Annotated in this window: 22 protein-coding genes; 12 read left to right on the forward strand and 10 right to left on the reverse strand. The window is 73.2% G+C overall.

Annotation, left to right across the window (positions count from 1 at the left end; all coding sequences use genetic code 11):
- Nucleotides 1–341 precede the first annotated feature (341 nt).
- From ACFV6D_RS23735 to ACFV6D_RS23760, 6 genes are all read left to right on the forward strand, one after another.
- Nucleotides 342–1,511, forward strand: coding sequence for an ABC transporter ATP-binding protein (locus ACFV6D_RS23735; protein WP_380561047.1), 1,170 nt, complete (start codon nt 342–344; stop codon nt 1,509–1,511).
- A complete protein-coding gene (locus ACFV6D_RS23740) occupies nt 1,501–2,169 on the forward strand; it encodes an ABC transporter permease (RefSeq protein ID WP_063351516.1) in 669 nt (222 codons plus the stop codon). The genes ACFV6D_RS23735 and ACFV6D_RS23740 overlap by 11 nt, the downstream gene beginning before the upstream one ends.
- The gene (locus ACFV6D_RS23745; protein ID WP_063349905.1) at nt 2,166–2,843 is read left to right on the forward strand and encodes an ABC transporter permease; all 678 of its coding nucleotides are present in this window, start codon (nt 2,166–2,168) and stop codon (nt 2,841–2,843) included. Before ACFV6D_RS23740 ends, ACFV6D_RS23745 begins: the two co-directional genes overlap by 4 nt.
- Before the next feature lie 39 nt (nt 2,844–2,882).
- Entirely contained in the window at nt 2,883–3,824 is a 942-nt protein-coding gene (locus ACFV6D_RS23750) for an ABC transporter substrate-binding protein (protein WP_380561048.1), read from the forward strand.
- A gap of 133 nt (nt 3,825–3,957) precedes the next feature.
- Entirely contained in the window at nt 3,958–4,584 is a 627-nt protein-coding gene (locus tag ACFV6D_RS23755; protein WP_380561049.1) for a hypothetical protein, read from the forward strand.
- Nucleotides 4,585–5,317: 733 nt separating this feature from the next.
- Nucleotides 5,318–7,375, forward strand: coding sequence for a glycosyl hydrolase family 18 protein (locus ACFV6D_RS23760; protein WP_380561050.1), 2,058 nt, complete (start codon nt 5,318–5,320; stop codon nt 7,373–7,375).
- A 159-nt stretch (nt 7,376–7,534) separates the two neighbouring features.
- On the opposite strand, the gene ACFV6D_RS23765 is transcribed toward ACFV6D_RS23760, so the two are convergent.
- The 6 genes from ACFV6D_RS23765 to ACFV6D_RS23790 all read right to left on the reverse strand — a co-directional run bounded on the left by ACFV6D_RS23765 (nt 7,535) and on the right by ACFV6D_RS23790 (nt 13,527).
- Nucleotides 7,535–8,827 carry a multidrug effflux MFS transporter gene (locus ACFV6D_RS23765; protein WP_380561051.1) on the reverse strand — a complete coding sequence of 431 codons (1,293 nt, stop codon included), beginning with the start codon at nt 8,825–8,827 and terminating at the stop codon, nt 7,535–7,537.
- Nucleotides 8,828–9,091: 264 nt separating this feature from the next.
- Nucleotides 9,092–9,574 carry a hypothetical protein gene (locus ACFV6D_RS23770; RefSeq protein ID WP_063349900.1) on the reverse strand — a complete coding sequence of 161 codons (483 nt, stop codon included), beginning with the start codon at nt 9,572–9,574 and terminating at the stop codon, nt 9,092–9,094.
- A gap of 408 nt (nt 9,575–9,982) precedes the next feature.
- Entirely contained in the window at nt 9,983–10,873 is an 891-nt protein-coding gene (locus ACFV6D_RS23775; protein WP_363366936.1) for an alkaline phosphatase family protein, read from the reverse strand.
- Nucleotides 10,874–10,999: 126 nt separating this feature from the next.
- Nucleotides 11,000–11,788: an ATP-grasp domain-containing protein gene (locus ACFV6D_RS23780; RefSeq protein WP_363366934.1), complete on the reverse strand. Its 789-nt coding sequence runs from the start codon at nt 11,786–11,788 to the stop codon at nt 11,000–11,002.
- 116 nt (nt 11,789–11,904) lie between these two features.
- Complete coding sequence (locus ACFV6D_RS23785) at nt 11,905–12,285, reverse strand: hypothetical protein (protein WP_380369097.1); 381 nt, start codon at nt 12,283–12,285, stop codon at nt 11,905–11,907.
- 63 nt (nt 12,286–12,348) lie between these two features.
- Nucleotides 12,349–13,527, reverse strand: a complete 1,179-nt coding sequence (locus tag ACFV6D_RS23790; protein WP_063349898.1) for an acyl-CoA dehydrogenase family protein — start codon at nt 13,525–13,527, stop codon at nt 12,349–12,351.
- 117 nt (nt 13,528–13,644) lie between these two features.
- Here ACFV6D_RS23790 and ACFV6D_RS23795 point away from each other — a divergent pair, with 117 nt between their 5' ends.
- Nucleotides 13,645–14,148: a GNAT family N-acetyltransferase gene (locus ACFV6D_RS23795; RefSeq protein WP_380561052.1), complete on the forward strand. Its 504-nt coding sequence runs from the start codon at nt 13,645–13,647 to the stop codon at nt 14,146–14,148.
- Nucleotides 14,149–14,174: 26 nt separating this feature from the next.
- On the opposite strand, the gene ACFV6D_RS23800 is transcribed toward ACFV6D_RS23795, so the two are convergent.
- A complete protein-coding gene (locus ACFV6D_RS23800; protein WP_380478547.1) occupies nt 14,175–14,483 on the reverse strand; it encodes an AzlD domain-containing protein in 309 nt (102 codons plus the stop codon).
- Nucleotides 14,483–15,304 (reverse strand): AzlC family ABC transporter permease, encoded by an 822-nt coding sequence (locus ACFV6D_RS23805; protein ID WP_380561053.1) that lies wholly within the window; start codon nt 15,302–15,304, stop codon nt 14,483–14,485. The genes ACFV6D_RS23800 and ACFV6D_RS23805 overlap by 1 nt, the downstream gene beginning before the upstream one ends.
- Before the next feature lie 166 nt (nt 15,305–15,470).
- Here ACFV6D_RS23805 and ACFV6D_RS23810 point away from each other — a divergent pair, with 166 nt between their 5' ends.
- Complete coding sequence (locus ACFV6D_RS23810; protein ID WP_063349894.1) at nt 15,471–16,052, forward strand: helix-turn-helix domain-containing protein; 582 nt, start codon at nt 15,471–15,473, stop codon at nt 16,050–16,052.
- A 21-nt stretch (nt 16,053–16,073) separates the two neighbouring features.
- On the opposite strand, the gene ACFV6D_RS23815 is transcribed toward ACFV6D_RS23810, so the two are convergent.
- A complete protein-coding gene (locus tag ACFV6D_RS23815; protein ID WP_380424738.1) occupies nt 16,074–17,900 on the reverse strand; it encodes a cholesterol oxidase substrate-binding domain-containing protein in 1,827 nt (608 codons plus the stop codon).
- Between the two features lie 541 nt (nt 17,901–18,441).
- On the opposite strand from ACFV6D_RS23815, the gene ACFV6D_RS23820 reads away from it, so the two are divergent.
- Nucleotides 18,442–19,200: a carbon-nitrogen hydrolase family protein gene (locus tag ACFV6D_RS23820; RefSeq protein ID WP_380561054.1), complete on the forward strand. Its 759-nt coding sequence runs from the start codon at nt 18,442–18,444 to the stop codon at nt 19,198–19,200.
- A gap of 258 nt (nt 19,201–19,458) precedes the next feature.
- On the forward strand, nt 19,459–20,865 hold the full coding sequence (locus tag ACFV6D_RS23825) for an aspartate ammonia-lyase (protein ID WP_063349891.1): 1,407 nt from the start codon (nt 19,459–19,461) through the stop codon (nt 20,863–20,865).
- A gap of 125 nt (nt 20,866–20,990) precedes the next feature.
- On the opposite strand, the gene ACFV6D_RS23830 is transcribed toward ACFV6D_RS23825, so the two are convergent.
- On the reverse strand, nt 20,991–21,461 hold the full coding sequence (locus ACFV6D_RS23830) for an SPW repeat protein (RefSeq protein ID WP_063349890.1): 471 nt from the start codon (nt 21,459–21,461) through the stop codon (nt 20,991–20,993).
- 186 nt (nt 21,462–21,647) lie between these two features.
- Here ACFV6D_RS23830 and ACFV6D_RS23835 point away from each other — a divergent pair, with 186 nt between their 5' ends.
- Together ACFV6D_RS23835 and ACFV6D_RS23840 are read left to right on the forward strand one after the other, a co-directional pair.
- Entirely contained in the window at nt 21,648–22,223 is a 576-nt protein-coding gene (locus ACFV6D_RS23835) for a PadR family transcriptional regulator (RefSeq protein ID WP_380424746.1), read from the forward strand.
- A gap of 95 nt (nt 22,224–22,318) precedes the next feature.
- On the forward strand, nt 22,319–24,019 hold the full coding sequence (locus ACFV6D_RS23840) for an acyl-CoA dehydrogenase family protein (protein ID WP_371520327.1): 1,701 nt from the start codon (nt 22,319–22,321) through the stop codon (nt 24,017–24,019).
- Nucleotides 24,020–24,168 lie beyond the last annotated feature (149 nt).

A 24,168-nucleotide genomic window follows, 5' to 3' on the forward strand; every position in this document is an offset into this window, starting at 1 on the left:
CCTCGACCCGCCGTCAGGGTGTCCGCGCCCCGACCCTCTGACCTGCCGAAACGTCGGGCGCCCGGTCGGCCCAGGCCGTCCGGCGGCGGGCTCTGGGCCCCGTGCCGGGTGGTAAGTGAGAGACAGGAGATGATGCAGGTCATAGTCTGATCAGAGTTTCCGCCGGTCCGAAGCTGGGCAGCCACGCGGGCGGAAGAACGCCCGGGCGGTCGATCCGACAGACGCCGTCACGGCAGCGGCCGGTACGGCCCACGCCGTCGCCGCTTGTCGACAAACCGCCATCAACCGTACGACCGAAACAGGCGCCGCCTCCCCGGGGCGCCCTGACGAGGAAACTCCCCGTGATCAGATTCGAGGGCGCCGGCAAGCGCCACCCCGACGGCACCATCGCCGTCGAGGGCCTGGACCTGGACGTCCCGACCGGTCGGATAACCGTCCTGGTCGGACCGTCCGGGTGTGGCAAGACCACCCTGCTGCGCATGGTCAACCGGATGGTCGAGCCGACCTCGGGCCGGGTGCTGCTGGACGACACGGACGTCGCCGAACTGGAGCCCGCCAAGCTGCGCCGTGGCATCGGCTACGTGATCCAGCAGGCCGGCCTCTTCCCGCACCGCAAGGTGATCGACAACGTCGCCACCGTGCCCTACCTGCTCGGCTGGGACCGCAAGAAGGCCCGCGCCCGGGCCGCCGAACTGCTGGAACTGGTCGGGCTCGCGCCCGAGACCGGCAAGCGGTACCCGTTCCAGCTGTCCGGCGGCCAGCAGCAGCGGGTGGGCGTGGCCCGCGCCCTCGCGGCCGACCCGCCGGTGCTGCTGATGGACGAGCCGTTCAGCGCCGTCGACCCGGTGGTGCGCGCCGGGCTCCAGGAGGAACTGCTGCGGCTCCAGTCCGAGCTGCACAAGACGGTGCTGTTCGTCACCCACGACATCGAGGAGGCCGTCCGGCTCGGCGACCAGGTGGTGGTCCTGCGCGAACACGGCCGGATCGCCCAGCTCGCCGACCCGCACACCCTGCTCACCACCCCCGCGGACGACGGCGTGGCCGCCTTCCTCGGCCGCGACCGGGGCCTGCGCGGCCTCGCCCTGCGCCCCGCGACCACCGTCGCCGTCCGCCCGGTGGCCGACGGGCTGCGCTACGGCGGCTGGGAGCTGGCGCTGGACGACGAGCGCCGCCCGATCGGCTGGATCGACCGCGACGCCGCCACCGCCGAGCTGCACCCGGTCTCCGGCTACCGGCCGGACACCGACACCCTGCGCACCGCGCTGGACGCCGCCGTCCTCTCCCCCGCCGGGGCCGCCGTGGCCCTGGACGCCGACGGGCGGGCCACCGGCACCGCGAGCCGCGAGGCCGTCCTCGCCGCGCTGTCCACCCCCGTGGCCACTCCCGTGGCCATCCCGGTGGCGGACGCGGCGGCCGGCGCGGCGGCCGGTGGCGCCGTGGACGCGGCGGGCGGTGCGGCAGCCGGCGCGGCGGCCGGTGACCTCACGGACGGGGCGGCCGGTGGACGGTGAACCGATCGTCCGCTGGTACTGGATCGGCGACCACCTCGGCTACCTCGGCGGCCTGCTCGCCGACCACGCCGTGATCGCCCTGCTCCCGGTGCTCATCGGCCTGCTGCTGGCCGTCCCGCTGGGCCTGGCCTGCACCCGCTTCCCCCGGCTGTACCAACCGCTGTCCGCCGTCTTCAACGTCGTCTACGCGCTGCCCTCGCTGGCCGTGTTCGTGGTGCTCATCCCCTACACCGGCCTCGCCACCCAGGCCACGGTGATGATCCCGCTCACCTTCTACGCGCTCGCCGTGCTGCTGCCGACCACCGTGGACGGCCTGCGCGCCGTCCCGGACCCGGTCCGGCAGGCCGCCACCGCGATGGGGTACGGGCCGTGGCACCGGCTGACCTCCGTCGAGCTGCCCGCCGCCGTGCCGTACCTGATCGCCGGACTGCGGGTCGCGGCGGTGTCCAGCATCTCGCTGGCCAGCGTCGGCGCGCTGATCGGGCGCGGCGGGCTCGGCTACCTGTTCATCGACGGCTTCCAGCGCACCTTCCCGACCCCGATCGTGGCCGGCATCGCGCTGATCGCCGTCCTCGCGCTGGCCGTCGACCTGCTGCTGGTGGGCGCCCGCCGGCTGCTCGCGCCCTGGGCCGTCCGGGAGAAGGGAGCCGGTTCGTGAACTGGCTGAACTGGCTGGGCGACTTCTTCTCCGCCCCCGACCACCGCAGCGGCCCGGACTCGATCGTGCACCGGATCACCGAGCACCTGGTGCTCTCCGGCGAGGCCCTGCTGTTCGCGGCGCTGCTCGCCGTGCCGCTCGGGCTGCTGATCGGCTACACCGGGCGCGGCGTCACGCTCGTGACCGCCTTCGCCGGTGCCACCCGCGCCCTGCCGACGCTCGGCCTGGTGACGCTGGCGGTGCTGCTCGCCGGGGTCGGCGACACGGCCGTGCTGATCCCGCTGGTCGCGCTCGCCGCGCCGCCGCTGCTGGTGGCCGCCGTCGAGGGGGTGCGCGGCACCGACCCGGACGTCCGGGACGCGGCGCGCGGCATCGGGCTGACCCACCCGCAGGTGCTGTGGCAGGTCTGCCTGCCGTCCGGGGCGCCGACCCTGCTGGCGGGCTTTCGCACCGCGACCGTCCAGGTGATCGCGACCGCCACCGTGGCCGCTTACGTCGGACTGGGCGGCCTCGGCCGCTACGTCATCGACGGGCTGGCCACCCGCAAGTACGCCGTCACCGTCGGCGGCGCGCTGCTGGTGGTGCTGCTCGCGGTCGGCGCCCAGCTGTTCTTCGCCCTGCTCGCCCGGTACGCACTCCCGCCCGGGATGCGCGCCCAGCGCCGGGCCCGCTGAACCTCGTTCCCCATCCTCTCCGGAAGGACATCTGTCACCATGTCGACAAACCACGGAAGCAGGCGCGCCGTCGTCCTCGGCACGCTCGCCGCGCTCGCCCTCGGCGCCACCGCCTGCGGCTCCTCCGGCGGCGGCGACCCGCTCGGCGGCGGCTCCGCGACGGGCTCCCCCGCCGCCTCGGGCGCGGGCGCCGGCTCGACGGTGGTCGTCGGCTCGGCGAACTTCCCGGAGAACGTGCTGCTCGGCTCGATCTACTCGCAGGCCCTCAAGGCCAAGGGCGTCAAGGTCGAGGAGAAGTTCAACATCGGCAGCCGCGAGGTGCTCTACGGGCAGCTCCAGAGCGGCAGCCTGAGCGTCCTGCCCGAGTACAACGGCTCGCTGCTCGCCTACCTGGACACCAAGTCCACCGCCGCCACCACCGAGGAGGTGAACGCGGCGCTGACCAAGACGCTGCCCGCCGCGCTGGGGATCCTCGACTCCTCCCCCGCCGAGGACAAGGACTCGCTCAGCGTCACCCAGGAGAACGCCGACAAGTACGGCCTCAAGAGCATCGCCGACCTGACCGCCAAGGCGGGCGAGTTCACGATAGGCGGTCCGCCGGAGTTCAAGTCCCGCCGCGAGCAGCAGCTCAAGGACGTCTACGGGCTGAACTTCAAGGAGTGGAAGCCCACCGGCGACGCCACCGCGAACGCGCTCAAGGACGGCACCATCCAGGTCGGCAACGTGTTCACCACCGACCCGAAGATCCCCCAGCTGAAGCTCGTCCCGCTGACCGACCCGAAGAACCTCTTCGGCGCGCAGAACGTCACCCCGCTGGTCAACAAGGCAGGCGTGAACCCCACCGCGACGGCGGCCCTCAACGCGGTGTCGGCCAAGCTCGACACGGCGGGGCTGACGGCGCTGATGAAGCGCGTCGCGATCGACAAGGACGACCCGTCGGCGGTGGCCAAGGACTGGCTGAAGGCCAACGGCCTCGGCTGACCACGCCTCGGCGGGCGCCTTGCGCGCCCTGCGGACGCGGCGGGTCAGCGGCCCGGGAGGTCCCCCCTCCCGGGCCGTCCGCGCTCGCGGGAGGATCTTCCCGTCAACGCCGCGGACATGACAGTGTGACGCCATGCGCACTCGTCTCCTCGCCGCCACCCTCACGGCATTCGCCGCGGTGAGCCTCGCTGCCTGCTCCAGCTCCGGACCGGGCCTCCACCCGGCCACCGCCGCGGCCGGCTCCCCCACCACCCCCGCCGCCGCCTCGGCCCCCACCCCCGGCACCGCCTCGACGCCGCCGACGCCCGAGTCGCCCTCGGCCTCCGCGCCCGACCCGGCCGCCTCCCCCTCGACGCCCGCGGCCCCCTCGACGCCCGCGGCCCCCTCGGCGCCCGCACCCGACAGCCCCTCGGCCCCCGCCCCTGACGCAGGCTCCCCCGGAGCCCCTGCCCCGGCCAAGCCCACGCCCCCCAGCGACGCCGGCCTGCCCGGCAAGCCGGGCACCGACCTGACCGGCAAACTGGTCGCCGCGCTGGACGCGATCGACCCGGCAATCGTCGGCGGCAAGCCGGACCAGGCCGTGGACCGGGCCCGCAACCAGTGCCAGGCGCTGTTCCAGTTCCCCAAGGACAAGTCGAAGCTGGTCGAGCTGGCCAACCAGCGCTTCACCTCGCCCGACCACCCGCAGGGCTTCGGACCGGACACCGCCGCGAAGATCAACGACGCGCTGCGGACCACCCTCTGCCCGCCGCCGGCGTGACCCGGAACGGCCACCCGAACCGCCCGGTGTCCTGAGCACCGGGCCGGCGGGGGGGGGGGGGGGCCCCCCCCCCCCCCCCGCCCCCGCCCGCCCCCCCCCCCCGCGCCCCCCCCGGGGCGGGGGTACTCGCACGCCCCGCCCCGCGCCCCCGGGGGCCGCGCTCCCGCCGACGGGCGCGCGGCCACGGCACCTTCATTCTTCGGCGGCGCCATTTTTCGGTGCATCCGCCCTTCGGCAGCGCGGCCACCCCGCACCACCGGCCACCTCCGCCGCACCGCCCACCTCCACAGCCCCGGCCGCACCGCGCACACCCGGCCGATCGGGCGGCCCTTCGGCCACGGGGGCGGTGTGTTGACGAACTGTTAGGTCTCTTGACAGACCAGTGGTCTAGTCCAACCATAAGCATGTCGATCCGACCGGGATGCACTGTGGGGGTGTGACCACCGGCGGCTGAGGCACTGCCCTGCCCTGCCCTGTCCCGCACCACCCCCGCTCCGTACGGCGTGCGCACACGCGTACCCGCCACCCGCCTCCGCGCGAGTCGGTGGGCTTCCGCGCGCCCGCACCCCCGGACACCCGCACATCCGGACACCCAGCAGTCCCGCACGTCAGCACACCCGCACACCCACACGTCCGCACGTCCGGGCCCGCGCGGCCGACCCCACACGGCCGTCGTGCCCCGATCATGCGCGTATCCCCAACGTCCTGCCCCACCACGTATGTTGGAGAATCCATGCGTCTACGCAGAACCATCCAGGCGGCCCTGACGGCCTGTGCCACGCTGGCCGCGTCGGCCGGCCTGGTCGCCGCCGGGACGGGCTCCGCCCAGGCCGCGACCCCGCTCCCCAGCCGGGTCTTCGCCCCCTACTTCGAGTCCTGGACCGGGCAGAGCCCCGCCGCCCTGGCCGCCCAGTCCGGGGCCAAGCACCTGACGATGGCGTTCCTCCAGGCCGCCACCAAGGGCTCCTGCACCCCGTACTGGAACGGCGACACCTCAAAGCCGGTCTCCTCCTCGACCTTCGGCGCCGACATCGCCGCCATCCGGGCCAACGGCGGGGACGTGATCCCCTCCTTCGGCGGCTACACCGCCGACAACACCGGCACCGAACTGGCCGACAGCTGCACCGACGTCAACCAGATCGCGGCAGCCTTCGAGAACCTCGTCACCACCTACGACGTCAGCCGGATCGACCTCGACATCGAGGACAACTCGCTGACCAACACGGCCGGAATCGACCGCCGCAACAAGGCGATCAAGATCGTGCAGGACTGGGCCGCCTCCAACGGGCGCAACGTCCAGTTCTCCTACACGCTGCCGACCACCACCACCGGGCTGGCCTCCAGCGGCCTCGCCGTGCTGAAGAACGCGGTCAGCAACAACGCCCGGATCGACGTCGTCAACATGATGACCTTCGACTACTACGACGGCGCCACCCACGACATGGCGGCCGACACCCAGACCTCCGCGCAGGGCCTCTACAACCAGCTCGCCAAGCTCTACCCGACCAAGACCCCCGCCCAGCTGTGGGGTTCGATCGGGATCACCGAGATGCCCGGCATCGACGACTACGGCGCGGCCGAGACCTTCACCGTGGCCAACGCCACCACCGTCTACAACTGGGCGGTGTCGAAGGGCATCAACACGCTGTCCTTCTGGGCGCTCCAGCGCGACAACGGCGGCTGCCCGGGCAAGGCGGGGGACGACTCCTGCTCCGGCATCAGCCAGAACACCTGGGACTTCACCCACATCTTCGCGCCGTTCACCAGCGGATCGACGGTGACCAACGACTTCTCCGTGGCCGTCAACCCCAACTCCGCGACGGTCACCGCTGGTTCGTCCACGTCCGCGGCCATCGCCACGGCGGTGACGGCGGGTTCGGCGCAGAACCTCAATCTGTCGGTCAGCGGCGCCCCGGCCGGCGTCACCGCCACCGTCACCCCCGGCAGCGTCACCGCCGGCACCGGCGCCACCCTCAACGTCACCACCACCTCGGCGGTGGCGCCCGGGAGTTACCAGCTGACGGTCACCGGCAGCGCGGCCTCCGGCAGTCACACCGGCGTTTTCATCCTGAACGTCACGGGCACCCAGCCCGGCAACGACTTCTCGGTCGCGGTGAACCCGAACTCCGGCACCGTGGCCGCTGGTTCGTCCACGTCCGCGGCCATCGCCACGGCGGTGACGGCGGGTTCGGCGCAGAACCTCAACCTGTCGGTCAGCGGCGCCCCGGCCGGCGTCACCGCCACCATCACCCCCGGCAGCGTCACCGCCGGCACCGGCGCCACCCTCAACATCGCCACCACCTCGGCCGCCACGGCGGGCAGCTACCCGCTCACCGTGACCGCCACCGGGCCGTCCGGCACCCACACCGCCACGTACGCGCTGACCGTCACCGGGACGACCCCGCCGCCCACCGGCCTGGTCAACGGCGGCCTGGAGACCGGCAGCCTCGCCCCGTGGACCTGCCAGAGCGGCGGCGCCGTGGTCTCCACCCCGGTCCACTCCGGGTCCTACGCGCTCCAGGCGGCGGCGACCGCCGGCCAGACCGGCGAGTGCTCGCAGACCGTCACGCTGAAGGCCAACACCAGCTACACGCTGAGTGGTTGGGTGCAGGGCAACTACGCGTACCTCGGCGTCAGCGGTGACGCCACCGCCAGCTCCTGGACCAACGCCTCCGGCTGGACCAAGCTGACCGTCCCCTTCACCACCGGCGCCTCCGGCACCGTCACCGTGTACCTGCACGGCTGGTACGGCCAGGGCAACGCCTTCGGCGACGACTTCTCGATCGCCTGAGCTGCGATTGACGGCTGATGGCTGACGGCGACGGCTGACGGTCAACAGGGAACGGATAACAGATAACAGCTGACAGATTTCATTATCTGTCAGCTGTTATCTGTTCGTTGCCCGCTGTTCGCTGTTCGCTGTTCGTCGCCGGCCGGCGGCCGTCCGCCGTCAGCTCCCCGCCACCACCTCGGCCTCCGCCGTCTTCATCCGCCCGGGCCGGCACAGCGTCACGTACGCCGCCATCGCCAGCACTCCGCTCGCCAGGACGACCACCGCCAGCAGCACCGCCGACGGCCGGCCGCCGAGACTGCTCAGCGGTGCGACCACCGCCCCGCACAGGAAGTTGCCGGTGCCGAGCAGCGCCGACGCCGTCCCGGCCGCCCGCGGCTCGACCAGGCTGAGCGCCTGCGCGGCCGTGTTCGGCAGGACCACACCCATGCTGCCCATCATCACGAACAACGGCGGGCAGAACCCGACCAGCCCGAAGTCCCAGACCGCCGTCAGCAACACCAGCGCCACCCCGGCGACCACCGCCGTCGCCAGCCCGGCCAGCATCAGCCCCCGCGGAGCGAAGCGGCGCGCGAGTACCCGTCCGTTCAACTGCGTCATGACGACGATGGCCAGCGAGTTCGCCCCGAAGAGCAGGCTGTAGGTCTGCGGCGAGACCTGGTACACGTGCTGAAGCACCGTGGACGACCCGCTGATGTAGCCGAACAGCGCACCGAAGGCGAAGGCGCTGGTCAGCGCCAGCCCGAGGAACGGCAGGTTGCGCAGCAACCGCCCCATCGTGCGCAGCGCCGCGCCCACCCCGCCGGTGCCCCGGGCCTGCGTCGGCAGCGTCTCGCGCAGCGCCCCGAAGGCGGCCAGGGTCAGGAGCAGCCCGAGCGCGGTCAGCGCGCCGAAGGTGCCGCGCCACGAGGTGAACCGCATCAGTTGCGCGCCGACGATCGGGGCGAGGATCGGCGCCAACCCGGATATCAGCGCGATGGAGGCCAGGAACCGCAGCATCGCGACGCCCTGGAAGCGGTCCCGGGCGACGGCCCGGCCGATGACCAGCCCGGCGGATCCGGCCGCGCCCTGGATGAAGCGGGCGATGATCAGCACCGTCAGGCTCGGCGCGATCACGCACACCACGCTGGCCAGGGTGTAGAGGACGAGCCCCGCGAGCAGCGGCGGGCGGCGGCCGTAGCGGTCGCTGAGCGGTCCGAAGAGCAACTGCCCGGCCGCGACCCCGAACATGGAGAAGGTGAGGGTGAGCTGGACGGCGGCCGGTTCGGCGACCAGGTCGTCGGCGATCTCGGGCAGCCCGGGCAGGTAGAGGTCGGTGGTGAGCGGGCCGAGCGCCACGAGGCCGCCCAGGACGGCGATGGTGGCCCGGCCGGGGCGGGACTGGCCGGTGGTGGGGGCGGCGGAGGGAGCGGTCGACGTGTCGCCGGCAGGGCCGACGGTCGGGCCGGGCATGGGGCTCCTCACGGAACGGGGGACGGGACGGGGGCGGGACGGGTTTGTCCACGCCCCGTCCTATCGCAGCCCAGGCCGTTTCCGACAGCGGGGGTCCTCCCTCTGGTCCACCGTCGGCCACCCCGGCGGCACTCGCGCACGACGACGGCCCGCCCGCACCTGTCGGTGCCCGGCGGGCCGATCGGAGCCTGTCGGCGTACTCGGAGCCTCACGGCGTGCGCGGTACACGGCACCCGGCTCGGTGCACGGTGCTCGGTGCTCGGCTCAGTGCTTGGTGGGCCGCTCCGAACGCAGGGCCGCCTGCACCGCCGCGCCGTCCTGCCACGCGTAGAGCTGGTTGCCGGTGAGCGTCACGTTGTAGTGCCCGCAGGTGCCACTGGCCTTGGCCGCGACGCCCTCGGGGAACCAGCCGGCCTTGAGCGACAGCGGCACCGAGTGCGCGGACTTGCCGGGCAGGCCGGTGCTGCAGCCGACGGGCAGCCGTCCTTCCGGAAGGGTGGCGCGCAGCAGGCGGTCGTCGCCGGTGGTGGACATCAGGTACTTCACCGAGGAGGCGTTGTCGGGCAGCCAGGTCGGCATCGAACGGCGCTCGGCCTTGGCCTGGCTGCCGGTGTCGTAGGTGGCCTGCTCCTGGTGGCGTCCGTCGTACCAATCGGACACCCTCGGGCCGATTGCCACGGCGGCCACGGCGACGGCCATGCCGGTGCCCGCGACTCCCAGTGCGACCTTGCTCACGATGCCCTTCATGCCCGTCTGTCCTCTCCGTCTCCGGTTCCGGTCCGGTCGGCGAGGTCTGCCGTCCGGGTGTATCCATCGTGGCCCGTGCCACGCCTCCGGAGCGTCACCACGAGGTCGCGACCTTGTCTCCATCCCACGGGGTACCGTCTCCACCTTCAGAGGTATGTCCAGCGACCCGGTCTCGGGGTTACACGGTGGGGCGCCCAGGCTGGCACACCGTCTTCAAGTGCCGCCCGGGCCTCGATCGAGCGTCACTCAAGCCGGTCTCCGGCGCAGCCCGGCCTGCTGCACCCGGATGCATCAGCGCGCCCCTGAGGCGTCGTCGGGCCCGGTGCCGGCAACGGTGCCGGCCGCTGGTCGGAGCACTGGTCGGAGCACTGGTCAGAGCACCGGCCGGACCGCCGATCAGAGCACCGGTCAGATCGGTACCGACACCGCCTCCGGCACCGGCCGGGCGACCGGGAAGGGCCGGCCGTCGAGGGTCCAGTGCGGGTCGATGGGGCGCAGCAGCGAGGCATACACCTGGGCGGCGACGTCCGGGTGGCGGATCTCCCCGGTGGGCGGGCCGGCCGGGATGCCGTGCCCGGCGCAGGCGACCCAGGCCGTGCGCTCCTCGACGGTGCGGCCGCCGTGGCCGCCGGCGTCGACGTGGCCGTGGTCGGTGACGACGATGACGGTCCACTGCTCGTCGGCGTGGTCGGCACGGCCGCGGACGGCGTCGAGCAGTCGGCCGAGGCGTTCGTCGGCGGTGCGCATGGCCGCCCGGTACTCGTCGCCGCAGCCGAGGAAGTGGGCGGTCTCGTCGACGGCGCCGAGGTAGACGAAGGAGGCTTCCGGGTCGGCGGTGCCCAGGACGTGGACGGCCTCGCGGGTGACCTCCTCGTCGACGGCCTCCCAGGCTTCGGGGGTGTCCTCGGCCGGGGCGATGTACGAGAGTCGGCCGGGGGCGCGGAACAGCGGGCCGCCGGACTCGTTGATCATCAGCGGGTCCCAGCCTGCCGCGACGAAGGTGCGGCGGCGGTCGCCGCGGGCGAGCCGGGTGGCGAAGTCCGGGAACACGTCGAGCCGGTTGCCGCCGAGGTGGTTGCCCCAGACACCGTGCTTGGCGGGCTCGACGCCGGTGACGATGGTGGCCCAGCACGGCCCGGACATGGTGGGCGTGGTGTCCGCCACGGTCACCGGCACCAGGAACCCGGCCTCGGCGAGTTCCTGGAGGCGCGGCATCGGCACGTGCTCCAGGTAGTCGTGGCGGACGCCGTCGATCCCGACGACGAGCACCCGGGGGCGGGGCCACTGGGCAGCGGACATGGCGGGGTTCCTTTCGGTCGTACACATCCGGCCGCGCCCGCCGAGGGCGCCGCCGACCGCGCCATGCTCCACCTCCCGCCGTACCGCCCGGCGTCCACCCGCCGAACGCGGGGTGTCCGCCGGGTGTCAGGCGGCCGTACGGACGAACCGGCGGTCGGCCTGGGCGAGTTGGGAGACCGGTCCGGCGGCGCGCAGCACGACGTCCAGGACGCGGTCCGGGTCGGCGGCGTAGCAGTGCGCGAACCACGGCAGGTTCGCCTCGACGACGGCCCAGTGCTCGGCCGGGTCGTACGGGTCCGCGATCGGGCCGACGTCCAGGGCGACGGCGCTGGGCAGGGTGTCGCCGACTGCCGCGAGCAGGCGCCGGGCGAAGGCGCCGGCCTCGGCGGTCAGCGGTGCCGGGTCGAGCCGGCCGAAGCGGGCGTAGCGGCTGCCGGTGAGCACCTCACCATCGCGGACGAACAGCCGGTACTCGGCGGCGAAGGTCACCGGCTCGCTGACCAGGACGGGCGTGTCGGGGCCGATCCGGTCGCCGGTGCGCGGCAGGCGGGTGCCGTCCGGGTAGACCGCGGGCGGGAGCGACTTGTCGGCGGGTGGCTTGACGAATGCCGGGCGGCGCAGCGTCCACGCCTCGGCGAGGGTGGTGAGCTCGATCCGGCGCCGGGTGAACTCCTCGGGCAGGCGGGTGAGCCAGTCGTCGTCGGGTTCGAGCAGGGCGAGGCCGAGCGGTCCGGCGATCCGGGCCGCGGAGAGCGGGCCGCCGTACCAGTGGACGGGCCGCCCCGCGAGGCGCTCGACCGTGGCCGGGCCGTCCAGGACGGCGGTGTCGAGGCCGCGCCGGGCGGCGGCCTGGGTGAGCAGCGCGGTGGTGCTGGTCCGCTGGGCGGAGCTGAGCAGCACGTGGTCCGTGCGCACCTCGCGCGCCGTCGCTGCCGGGTGGGGCACGGTTGCGGGCGCCCCACCCGGACGCGCCCTACCCGGGCCTTCCTCACCCGGGCGCACGCCAACCGGGCCCGGCGCGGCTGGGCGCGTCACGACTGGGGGCGGAACTCGTGGACGACCTCGATGCGGCCGACGATGTTCCGGTTGAGCTCCGGCAACTCCTCGGCCGGGATCCAGAGTTCGAGGATCGTACGGCCGCCCGCCTGCCGCACCGGATAGCGGGCGAGGAAGGCGGTGTCGACCTCGAAGCGGGTGACGTAGCCGACGCCGGAGGCGGGGACGTTCCAGTCGCGGGCGATGCGGATCGCGTAGTCCTCGTTGAGGACGGGGTAGAAGATCGGCTGCTCGGGCAGCCGGGGCGGCCAGGCGCGCCGGCCGGACGCCTCGACCAGGGCCAGTTCCTCGGGGCCGGTGGGGCGCCAGAGGGTGGTGGTCGGGGCGGTGCCGGGCGTGGTGGGCTTGCTGTTCACGGTGGGCACGGTAGCCGGGCCGCGACGGTCCCGGCCACCGGAATTCCCGAGGTGGACGGCCCGTCAGTGGTAGGCGGACTCGCCGGTGATGGCCTCGCCCAGGATCAGGGTGTGGATCTCGCTGGTGCCCTCGTAGGTGAGCACCGACTCCAGGTTGTTGGCGTGCCGCAGCACCGGGTACTCGGTGGTGATGCCGTTGGCCCCGAGGACGGTCCGGGCGCTGCGGGCGATCTCCAGCGCCGTGCGGACGTTGTTGAGCTTGCCGAAACTGATGTGCGGCGGGCGGGCCGCGCCCTCCTCCTTGAGCCGGCCGATCCGCAGGGCGACCAGGTAGGCCTTCTCCACCTCCAGCATCATCTCGACGAGCTTGTGCTGGGTGAGCTGGAATCCGGCGATCGGGCGGTCGAACTGGATCCGGCTCTTCGCGTAGTCGAGGGCGGCGGTGTAGCAGTCGCGGGCGGCGCCGACGGTGCCCCAGAGGATGCCGTAGCGGGCCTCGTTGAGGGAGGAGAGCGGTCCGCGCAGGCCGGTGACGCCCGGCAGGACGGCGTCGGCGGGCAGCACCACCTCGTCGAAGGCGAGTTCGCTCGTGACGGAGGCGCGCAGGGAGAGCTTGCCGTGCACGTCGGTGGCGGTCAGGCCGCGCGCTCCGCGCTCGACCAGGAAGCCGCGCACGCCCTCCTCGGTCTGCGCCCAGACGACGGCGACGTCGGCGATGCTGCCGTTGGTGATCCACATCTTGCTGCCGGAGAGCACCCAGTCGCCGCCCTTGCGCACCGCGCGGGTCCGCATGTTCGCCGGGTCGGAGCCGAAGTCCGGCTCGGTGAGGGCGAAGCAGCCGATCAGCTCACCCGCGGCCATGCCGGGCAGCCAGCGCTGCTTCTGCTCCTCAGAACCGAAGGCGTGGATCGAACGCATCGCGAGCGAGCCCTGCACCGAGACGAAGCTGCGCAGCCCGGAGTCGGCCGCCTCCAGCTCCATGCAGGCGACCCCGTACGCCACCGCGCCGGCGCCCGCGCAGCCGTAGCCGTCGAGGTGCATGCCGAGCACGCCGAGGGCGCCGAGTTCGGGGGCGAGTTCGCGGGCCGGGAAGACGCCGCGCTCGAACCAGTCGCCGATGTGCGGGCGGATCCGCTCCTCGGTGAACCTCCGGACGGTGTCGCGGATCAGCCGCTCCTCGTCGGAGAGCAGGTCGCCGACGGCGAGCAGGTCGGACGGGTCGATCCGGGTCGGCTTCGTCATCGAAGCTCCTTGTAGTGTCGGCGGGATATCGACGGGATCCCGGTCTCGGCGCAGTACCGGCGAGTATGGCGCAACCGCCCGGGCGGCGGGCGGGCGCGAGCGAGTGAGGAAGACGACATGGCGGGCGAGGCGTACGCGGTCGGTCAGGTGGCGGCGGAGGAGCTGGACGGCGCGGCGGAGGAACTGGCCGGGCTGCTGGTGGACACCGTCCACGGTGGCGGGTCGCTCGGCTTCCTCGCGCCGCTGGGGCGGGCCGAGGCCGTCGCGTGGTGGCGGGCGCTCGCCCCGGAGGTCGCGGCGGAGCGGCTGCTGCTGTGGACGATCCAGCTGCGCCCGGCGGTGCCCGCGAACGGGCGGCACCGGGGTGAGGTCGCCAAGCTGATGGTGCATCCGGCGGACCGGGGGCAGCGGCTGGCCGGGCGACTGCTGGCGGTGCTGGAGGAGCGGGCGGCCGAGCTGGGGCTGCGGCTGCTGGTGCTGGACACCGAGACGGGCAGCCCCGCCGAGCGGCTGTACGAGGCGGCCGGGTGGACCCGGGTCGGTTCGGTGCCGGACTACGCGACCGACCCCGCGGGGGTCGCGCACCCGACGACGATCTTCTTCAAGGCGCTGGGCGGCTGACGGGCGCGCCGCTCACCCCACCCCGCTCACCCCACCCCGCACAGCCGCAGCAGCGCCGTCGTCGCCGCGCCCGCGATCACCACCGCCGGAAACGGCGCCCGCCGCAGCGCGAGCACACCGGCGACCAGGACGCCGGCCGGACGGGCCCAACCGGCGAAGCCCTGGCCCTGGGTGAGGGCACCGGTGGCGACCAGGGCGACCAGCAGGACGGCCGCGGCGACGGCGAGCAGGTGCCGCACACGCTCCGAGAGGGCGAGCCGGTGGCCGAGCAGCGGCCCGGCAAGGCGGAAGGCGTACGTCCCGACGGCCAGCAGCAGCACGGCGTACAACGGCATCATCGGGCTTCCTCCCGCTCGACCACCGGGACGCCCGGTTCCTCGACCGACGCCCCCTTCCGCGACTCCCGCGGCTCCCGCAACTGCAGCGAGTTCTGCGGCTCCCGCACCTCACGCCCCTCCCGCACCTCACGACCGTCACGCCCCTCGCGCGTTCCGGGCCACCCGGCGAACAACAGCCCGACGAGGGCGAGCAGGACGGGCAGCCCCGCCGGGACGAACGGCGTGGCCGCGACCGCGACGACAGCGCCGGCCACGGCGGCGGTACGGACCCGGCGGTCCGCGAGCGAGGGCAGCACGAGCGCGAGCAGCACGGCGGGGAAGGCCGCGTCGAGGCCCAGCGCGTCCGTGTCCCCGATCAGCCCTCCGGCCAGGGCCCCGAGCACCACCGAAACGTTCCACACCACGAACAGCGCCGGCCCGCAGAGCCAGAACGCAGCCCGTCGCCGCCGCCCGTCGTCCTGCCGCAGGACGAACGCGGCGGTCTCGTCGGTGATCAGCTGCGCGCCGAACAGCCGCCGCCACCACGGACCGTCGAGCACGTCGGCCACGGCGAAGCCGAAGGGCAGCAGCCGGGCGTTGAGCACCAGTCCGGTGGCGACGGCGGCGAGCGCACCGCCACCGGACAGCACCACACCGACGGCCGCGAACTGGGAGCCGCCCGCGAAGACGAGGACGGAGAGCGCGACCGGCACCCACAGGGGCAGGCCGCCGGAGGCGCTGATCGCGCCGAAGGAGGCGCCGACGAGTGCGTCGGCGAGGCAGACGAGAGCGATGTCCCGAAGGGTGGCATGCTCCAGTGTTCGGAGTAGCGAACGCATGTCCACCAGCGTGAACCCATCGCCCGCCGTTCGTCAAGGCGAACGATTGGACCGACAGAGCGAACGGCGGGCAGGTGCGGACAGTCGCCCTCACGAGTGGCAGCATGAACGGCACCAGCCGCACGGGGGCCGGAGAAGGAACCAGGAGAGAGCGTGAGTGGCAAGCATGAGTGACCGGACCACCCCGAGCGCGGGTTCCGGCGCGGATCTGATCGGCCTGATCTCCGTCTCCATCCGGCGCGAGCGCGAACGCGGCGGGCTGTCGATGGCGGAGCTGGCCCGGCGCGCGGGCATCGCCAAGTCGACGCTCTCCCAGCTGGAGTCGGGCGCGGGCAACCCGAGCGTGGAGACGCTCTGGGCCCTCGCCGTCGCGCTGAACGTACCGTTCAGCCGCCTGGTCGACCCCCCGCGCCCGGCGGTCAGGGTGATCCGGGCCGGCGAGGGCCCGGTGACCCACTCCGAGCGCGCCGACTACGCGGCGACCGTACTGTCCTCCTGCCCGCCGAACGCCCGGCGCGACATCTACCGGATCGAGGCGCAGCCGGGCGAGACCCGGGCCTCCGACCCGCACATGCCCGGCACCGTCGAGCACGTGCTGGTCGGCTCGGGCCGGGCGCTGGCCGGACCGACGGAGGCCCCGGTCGAGCTGGGCCCGGGCGACTACGTGAGCTACCCGGGCGACGCCCCGCACGTCTTCCGCGCACTGGCTCCGGACACCCTTGCGGTGATCGTCATGGAGCACATCTGACGTTCCGTCAAATGTGCTCCACTACTTCAACAACCCGTCCAGGAAGGGGTTTCCAAACACCCGGTGCGGGTCGTGCCGGTCCAGGACGGCAACCGCCTCGTCCCAGCCCGGCCCGCCGCCGTCGCGCAGGCTCGCGGGGATGACCCGGCCGAGCAGGTCCGGGTCGGACCAGGCCGCGTCGGCGGTGTACGCCCAGCCCTTGGACCACTCGACCCGCAGGCCCGCCCGGGTGCCGTCGAAGGTGCGCAGCAGCCACTGCTCCAGGTCGCGGGCGAAACGTTCCAGCCCCGGGGTGCCGGGGAAGGCCAGGACGTCGAGCCAGATCGCGGTATCCCACTCCGGGCGGTCCGCCCGAGGACGCAGCGCGGACAGCAGCGGCGGCCGCGCGCCGGGGACGCCGGAGGAGGTCGGGTCGTCCACGCCGGTGACCCGGATCTCCACCGCGCCGTTCACCGGGAACTCCCCCCGGGCCTGGTAGTCGGCCAGCAACTTCCGGTAGTAGGCGGCGAATTCGCTGACCACCCACTGGAGGTCGGCACGCTTGGCGAGGACCGCGTAGCCGTTGGCGGTCACCCTCAGGGTGGTGGGCCGGACGTACTGCAGCAGGCTGCGCGACGGGCCCCAGAGGTCGGAGCGCAGGCCACCGGCGAGCAGGTGGGTGATCAGGTCGCCGCTGAGCAGGTCGCGCAGCAGTCCGCCGGAGAGGAGGACGTCCGTGAGGTCGCCGGTGAGCGCCACCTTGGCGATCAGGTACTGGAGTTGGCCGAACAGCGGGGCCGATCCCCAGGCGCCGGCGAGGATCTGGCCGGCGAGCCGGGCGACCGGTTCCGGAATGCTGTCCGAGAAGGGGTAGTTGTAGGGCTGGTCGACGGGCAGGGAGCCCAGCGGCTTGGCCGGGGCGACACTCCAGGTCTTCAGCCAGGGGTACTCGGTGTAGGCGAACCAGATCGCCTCGACCCGGCCGTCGCGCTCGACGAAGTCGGCGAGGGTGCGCGGGCCGCCACCGCCGAGCAGGCCACCCAGGAGCCCACCGCCGCCCAGGATCCCGCCGCCGCCTCCGGTGCCGGGGCGGGCGAACAGTTCACTGGCCGGGATGTCGAGACGGCTGACGCAGCGCAGCGGCCGGTCCGCGCCGGCCCGCAGCACGACCTCGGTGAGGAAGGCGCGGCCCAGGTGCACCAGGAAGGCGGCGCTGTCGGCCTCCGCGCGCTCGAAGGTGCGCAGGGTGTAGCGGCCGGTGGCCGGGTCGAGGACGACGGCGGTGAGCCGGACGACCTGGTTGCTGACCGAGCCGTAGCCGTGCCCCTCCGGCCGGAGTTCGTGGGCGGCGGGTACGGCGGTGCCGTGGCCGCCGATGGCGAGCACCCCGCCGACGGTGAGTTCGCCGGGTGCCGGGCACGCGGTCAGGCCGAGGCCCCGGCCGGCCAGGTGGGCGAGCAGGTCCTCCATGGTGGCGCCGGTCTGGACCCGGACGGTGGTCGGCGAGTCGGCGGTCATCGCGGTGAGGTGGCGGCTGGTGTCCACGAGCAGGACGCGGGCGCTGTCCGGGGTCCCGTTGGCGACGGTGAGCGGCGCCCAGGTGTGCCGGTAGCCGGTGGCGCGCAGGCGCCAGCCGTTGGCGTGCGCCCAGTCGGCGAGCGCCGGCACCTCCTCGGGCGTGCGGGGCGCGCAGGTCCACAGCTGGTCGGTGCGGATCTCGCCGGACCAGTTCTGGAAGACCCGCTGGTACAACTCGGTGCCGGCGGGCAGGCCGGGCGGCACCGGGGTGGCCGCCTCGGCGCTGTCCGGGCCGATGGTGCCGCGCAGCAGCCAGGCCGCGCCGCCCAAGGCGGCCGAGGCGCCGAGCATCTGCCGCCTGGTGAGGCCGCCGCCCCTGGCGTTTCCACGAACCTTCCCGCGCCCGTTCCCCGCGTCCGTGTCCGCGTCCGCGTCCGCGTCCGGGGCCGTCCTCGGCTCCGTCCCCGACTCCGACTCCGTCCCCGGGTCCGTCCCCCTGCGGTCTTCCGTGCCCCCGGTCATGCCCCGCCCTGTCGTCGTCATGAGTCCGCCCCCACTAGCCGGTCACCCGCGCCGAGCGGCGGTGATGCCGCGCAGCGATGATGCCGAGCAGCAGCAGTGATGCCGAGCAGCGGCGATCCGGGTGGGGCCGGTGTGAATCCGGCCTGGGCAGGAGCGTACGAAGTGGCGTACGGCAGTTTGAAGCACTCCACGCAGCTATTCATCCATTCGGGTGATCATGTTCCGGGCCGCGGCCGCTCCGGGCGCAGCGCGGAGCGGTGCGTGCGTCCGCCCCGGGCGGCTCCGTCCCGGCTGCCACGCGAAACCCTTGTCCACCGCCCGGACCTGCGCATACGTTGATCTTTTCCACCTCGTGCCCGGAGACACCGCCATGCCCGCACCCCTGATCGCCGCCACCACCGCCCCCACTGCCACCGTCACCGTGGCCGTCGCCCAGCCCGCCTGCGCCGACGCCGGCCGCCCGGACACCGTGGCCGTGAACGTCGAACGGCACGCGCAGGCCGTACGGGAGGCCGCCGCGCGCCTGGTGGTGTTCCCCGAGCTGTCCCTGACCGGTTACGACCTGGCCGCACCCGCGCTCGGCCCGGCCGATCCGCGCCTCGCCCCGCTGGTCGCCGCCTGCGCCGCGACCGGCACGACCGCCCTGGTCGGCGCGCCGGTCACCGAGCCCGACGGGGGCGAGTCCATCGCCACCCTGGCCGTCACCGGTGAAGGCGTCGCCGTCGTGTGTCGGAAGACGCGGCTGCACGGCGCCGAGCACGACCGGTTCACCCCCGGCCACGGGCCCGCCGTCCTGGAACTGGACGGCCTGCGGTTCGGCCTCGCGATCTGCGCCGACGCCGCCGATCCCGCGCACGCCGAGGAGACCGCCGCGCTCGGCATCGACGCCTACGTCGCCTCCACCCTGTACGGCGCGGGGCCCGCGCAGGCCGCCCGCCGGGACGGGCACCTCCGCGACCGCGCCGCCACCCACGGGGTGTGGGCCGTGCTGGCCACTTCCGCCGGGGCGAGCGGCGAGCAGCCGCAGACCTCGGGCGGCTCCGGCTTCTGGGCGCCGGGCGGCGCCCTGGTCGCCCAGGCCGGCACCGCGCCGGGCGAACTGGTCCGCGCCGAGCTGCCCCGGCGGTGACGACGGGCGCGGCCGAGCTGCCCCGGCGGTAACGACCGGACGCGACGGTAACGACCGGATGCGGCCGGGCGGACCCGGCGGCAACGACGGGCGCGGCCCGGCCGTAACCGTGGATGCGGCCGGGCCGGAACAACGAGCGTGGCCGGGCTGCAACACCGGATGCGGCCGGGCGGAAATACCCGGGGCCCGCGCGCGGCTGTGGTGATCGGAGACCGCTCGGGGCCGGACCACCGGCCCGTTCAGGAGGTGCAGCGCGTGATGGGTGACGAGCAGGAGAACCAGCGGGAGTACCGCGTCGAGCACGACTCGATGGGCGAGGTCCGGGTGCCGGCCGCCGCGAAGTGGCAGGCGCAGACGCAGCGGGCGGTGGAGAACTTCCCGGTGTCCGGCCAGCGGCTGGAGCGCGCGCACATCGCCGCGCTGGCCGGGATCAAGGCCGCCGCGGCCCGGGTGAACGCCCGTCTCGGCGTCCTGGACGAGGACACGGCGGCGGCGATCGCGGCGGCGGCCGAGGAGGTCGCCGAAGGGCGGTGGGACGACGAGTTCCCGGTGGACGTGTTCCAGACCGGTTCGGGCACCTCGTCCAACATGAACGCCAACGAGGTGATCGCCACCCTGGCCGCCGAGCGGCTGGGCCGCCCGGTCCACCCGAACGACCACGTGAATGCCAGCCAGTCGTCCAACGACGTCTTCCCGTCCTCGATCCACATCGCCGCCACCGCCGCCGTCACGCACGACCTGATCCCGGCGCTGGAGCACCTGGCGGAGGCGCTGGAGCGCAAGGCCGCCGAGTTCGCGCAGGTGGTCAAGTCGGGCCGGACGCACCTGATGGACGCCACGCCGGTCACCCTCGGCCAAGAGTTCGGCGGCTACGCCGCTCAGGTGCGGCACGGGCGGGAGCGGCTGCTGGCGACGCTCCCCCGGGTCGCCGAACTGCCCCTCGGCGGCACGGCGGTGGGCACCGGGATCAACACCCCGCCGGGCTTCCCGGCGGCGGTGATCGAGGAGGTCGCCCGCACCACCGGCCTGCCGCTGACCGAGGCCCGGGACCACTTCGAGGCGCAGGGCGCCCGCGACGCCCTGGTCGAGCTGAGCGGGCAACTGCGCACGGTGGCCGTCGGCTTCACGAAGATCGCGAACGACCTGCGGTGGATGGGCTCGGGCCCGCGCACCGGCCTCGGCGAGATCAACCTGCCGGACCTGCAACCCGGTTCGTCGATCATGCCGGGCAAGGTGAACCCGGTGCTCCCCGAGGTGGTGCTGATGGTCGCCGCCCAGGTGGTCGGCAACGACGCGACGGTCACCCTGGCCGGCGCGAGCGGCAACTTCGAGCTGAACGTGATGCTCCCGGTGCTCGCCCGCAACGTGCTGGAGTCGGTGCGGCTGCTCGCCAACAGCGCCCGACTGCTGGCGGACCGGACGGTGGACGGCATCACCGCCAACGTCGAACGGGCCCGGGAGTACGCGGAGTCCTCCCCCTCGGTGGTCACCCCGCTGAACCGCTACCTCGGGTACGAGGAGGCGGCGAAGGTCGCCAAGCAGGCGCTGGCCGAGCGGAAGACGATCCGACAGGTCGTGCTGGAGCACGGCTACGTGGAACAGGGCAAGCTCACCCGGGAACAGCTCGACGAGGCCCTGGACGTCCTACGGATGACCCGCCCGTGACGGCCACCCACCCGCCCATGACGGCCAACGACCCACCCGTGACGGCCGCGGCTCCCTGACGACGTGCGCCGGGGCGCGGAGGACGGTTCGGCCCTCCACGCCCCGGACGCGGACTGTCAGTGACGTCAGCCCTTGGCGCGGCCGGCCCGGCCGAGCCGCATCGCTGCTCCGTTCGCCGTGATCGTGGCCATCGAGATCGCCGCGAGACCGAGCAGGAACATCACGGCACCGACGATGACGCAGGTGACGATGTTCCTGCCCTGCGCGGCCGATCCGGAGACGAGCCAGGGAGAGACGATCGTCCACGCGCCGAGCACGGTGGCCGCCCAGGCCCTCGCGTGGGTGCGCTCGTAGGCCGACCCGTATCCCGCCATCAGCACGCAGTAGGCCAGGCCGACGATCAGGCAGGTCACGGTCAGCGTGTTGAAGGCGGTGAAGCCGACGATCCATGGCGATGCCGCCAGGAACAGGCCGGCCAGCACGGCCAGGGCCTCCGTGGCCTGGGCGCGCGGGGTCGAGGTGATCCGCTCGTAGTGCTCCCGGAGTTCGACGATGTCCGGGTGATGCTCCATGCCCATCGGAATCTGGGTAGACACCGATACCACCTCCTATGGTTCGGAACATGGAGGGCTCTTGCCCCGTACCCATTCTGGCGCTTATCCGATGATTTGCGCCCTTTGGCCACAAATGATCGATAACCATCCGATCACGCCGGTGACCTGCGTCTCACCACTCCGGACCCCCATTGCCTATGCAATTCGTTGCATAGCAGGATGCGGGACATGGCACTGGAGCACGCGATCCTCGTCTCACTGCTGGAGCAGCCGGGCTCGGGCTACGAACTGGCCCGGCGCTTCGACCGCTCCATCGGGCGCTTCTGGACCGCCACCCACCAGCAGATCTACAAGGTGCTGCGGCGGATGGAGGCCGACGGCTGGGTCGCCGCCGAGGAGGTCGCCCAGGACGGCCGGCCGGACAAGAAGGTCTACTCGGCGGCCGACGCCGGACGGGCCGTGCTCGCCGACTGGCTGCGCGAACCGGTCGAGCCGGAGTCCGTCCGACACGAGCTCGCGGTCAAGATCCGCGCCGCCGCCTTCGACGACCCGGCCGCGCTGATCTCCGAGGTCGAACGGCACCGCGAGAGCCATGCCGCCCTGCTCGCCCGCTACCTGCACGGCGAGCAGCGCGACTTCCCCGACCTCACCGCGCTCGACACCCGGCAGGAGCTCCAGCACGTGGTGCTGCGCGGCGGCATCGAGTACGAGCGGATGACCCTCGCCTGGCTCGACGACGTGCTCGCCACCCTGCACCGCCTCGCCGCGGGTGACAGACAACAGGTAACAGATAACAGAATCTGAAATCTGTTAGTTGTCATCTGTTATCTGTTTGCTGTTCGCCGCCACCCAGCAGCCACCACCCGCCGCCCCTCACCCTCGACCCCCGGGAGCCCGTGATGCTCTTCAACCCGCGTACGTACGACCCCGCGCAGTTCGACGAGCCGACCCGCCGGCTGCTGCGCGCGACCGTGGACTGGTTCGAGTCCCGCGGCAAGAAGGCGCTGATCGACACCTACGTCGACCGCACCTGGTACGCCGACTTCCTCGAATTCGCCGCCAAGGAGGGCCTGTTCGCGGAGTTCCTGACCCCGTCCGCGGCCGACCCGGGCAAGCGCTGGGACACCTCCCGGATCGCCGAGCTGAACGAGATCCTGGGCTTCTACGGCCTCGGCTACTGGTACACCTGGCAGGTCACCATTCTCGGCCTCGGGCCGGTCTGGCAGAGCAAGAACGAGGCCGTCCGGGCCCGCGCCGCCAAGCTCCTGACGGAGGGTCACGTCATGGCGTTCGGGCTCTCCGAGCGCACCCACGGCGCCGACATCTACTCCACCGACATGATCCTCACCCCGGACGGCGAGGGCGGTTTCACCGCGACCGGCTCCAAGTACTACATCGGCAACGGCAACGTGGCCGGCCTGGTCTCGGTGTTCGGCCGCCGCTCCGACGTCGAGGGCCCCGAGGGCTACGTCTTCTTCGCCGCCGACAGCCGCCACGACGCGTACCACCTGGTCAAGAACGTCGTGAACGCCCAGATGTACGTCAGCGAGTTCCGGCTGGAGGGCTACCCGGTGCGCGCCGAGGACGTGCTGCACACCGGGCAGGCCGCCTTCGACGCCGCGCTGAACACCGTCAACGTCGGCAAGTTCAACCTCTGCACGGCCTCGGTCGGCATCTGCGAGCACGCGATGTACGAGGCCGTCACGCACGCCCACAACCGGGTGCTGTACGGCCGGAAGGTCACCGACTTCCCCCACGTGCGGCGGGAGTTGACCGACGCGTACGCCCGCCTGGTGGCGATGAAGATGTTCAGTGCGCGGGCCGTGGACTACTTCCGCACCGCCTCCCCCGAGGACCGCCGCTACCTGCTGTTCAACCCGATGACCAAGATGAAGGTCACCACCGAGGGCGAGAAGGTCATCGACCTGATGTGGGACGTCATCGCGGCCAAGGGCTTCGAGGCGGACACCTACTTCGACAAGGCGGCGAAGGACATCCGCGGCCTGCCGAAGCTGGAGGGCACCGTCCACGTCAACCTGGCGCTGATCCTCAAGTTCATGGGCAACTACCTGTTCGCCCCGAGCGACTACGCCCCGGTGCCGACCCGGCTGGACGCCACCGATGACGCCTTCCTGTTCCGCCAGGGTGCGGCACGCGGCCTCGGCGCGATCCGTTTCCACGACTGGCGCACCGCGTACGACCGCCACACCCAGCTGCCGAACGTCGCCCGCTTCCGCGAACAGGCCGACGGCTTCTGCGAGTTGCTCCTCAGCCACGCACCGAGCAAGGAGCAGCAGGCGGACCTGGACTTCCTGCTGGAGATCGGCCAGCTGTTCGCACTGATCGTCTACGGCCAGCTGGTGCTGGAGCAGGCGGAGCTGACCGGCCTGGACGAGGACGTCCTGGACCAGATCTTCGACGCGCTGGTCCGCGACTTCTCCGCGCACGCGACCGAGCTGCACGGCAAGGCCTCGACGACCCCGGAGCAGGCCGCCTGGGCGTTGGCGAACGTGCGCCGGCCGGTCGCCAACGCGGAGCGGGCCGCCGCCGTGTGGGCCCGGGTCGAGGAGCTGTCGGGCGCGTACGAGATGCGGCCGTAGCCGCCTCGCAGAACGAGGAACGAGCCCGAGGGTGCGGGGGGGGGGGGGGGCGGGGCGCGCCCCGCCCCCCCCCCCCCCCCCCCCCCCCCCCCCCCCCGCCCCCCCCCCCCCCCCCCCCCCCCCCCCCCCCCCCCCCCCCCCCCCCCCCC

The sequence above is a fragment of the Kitasatospora sp. NPDC059812 genome (genome assembly GCF_042732075.1).
Classification (GTDB): Bacteria; Actinomycetota; Actinomycetes; order Streptomycetales; family Streptomycetaceae; genus Kitasatospora.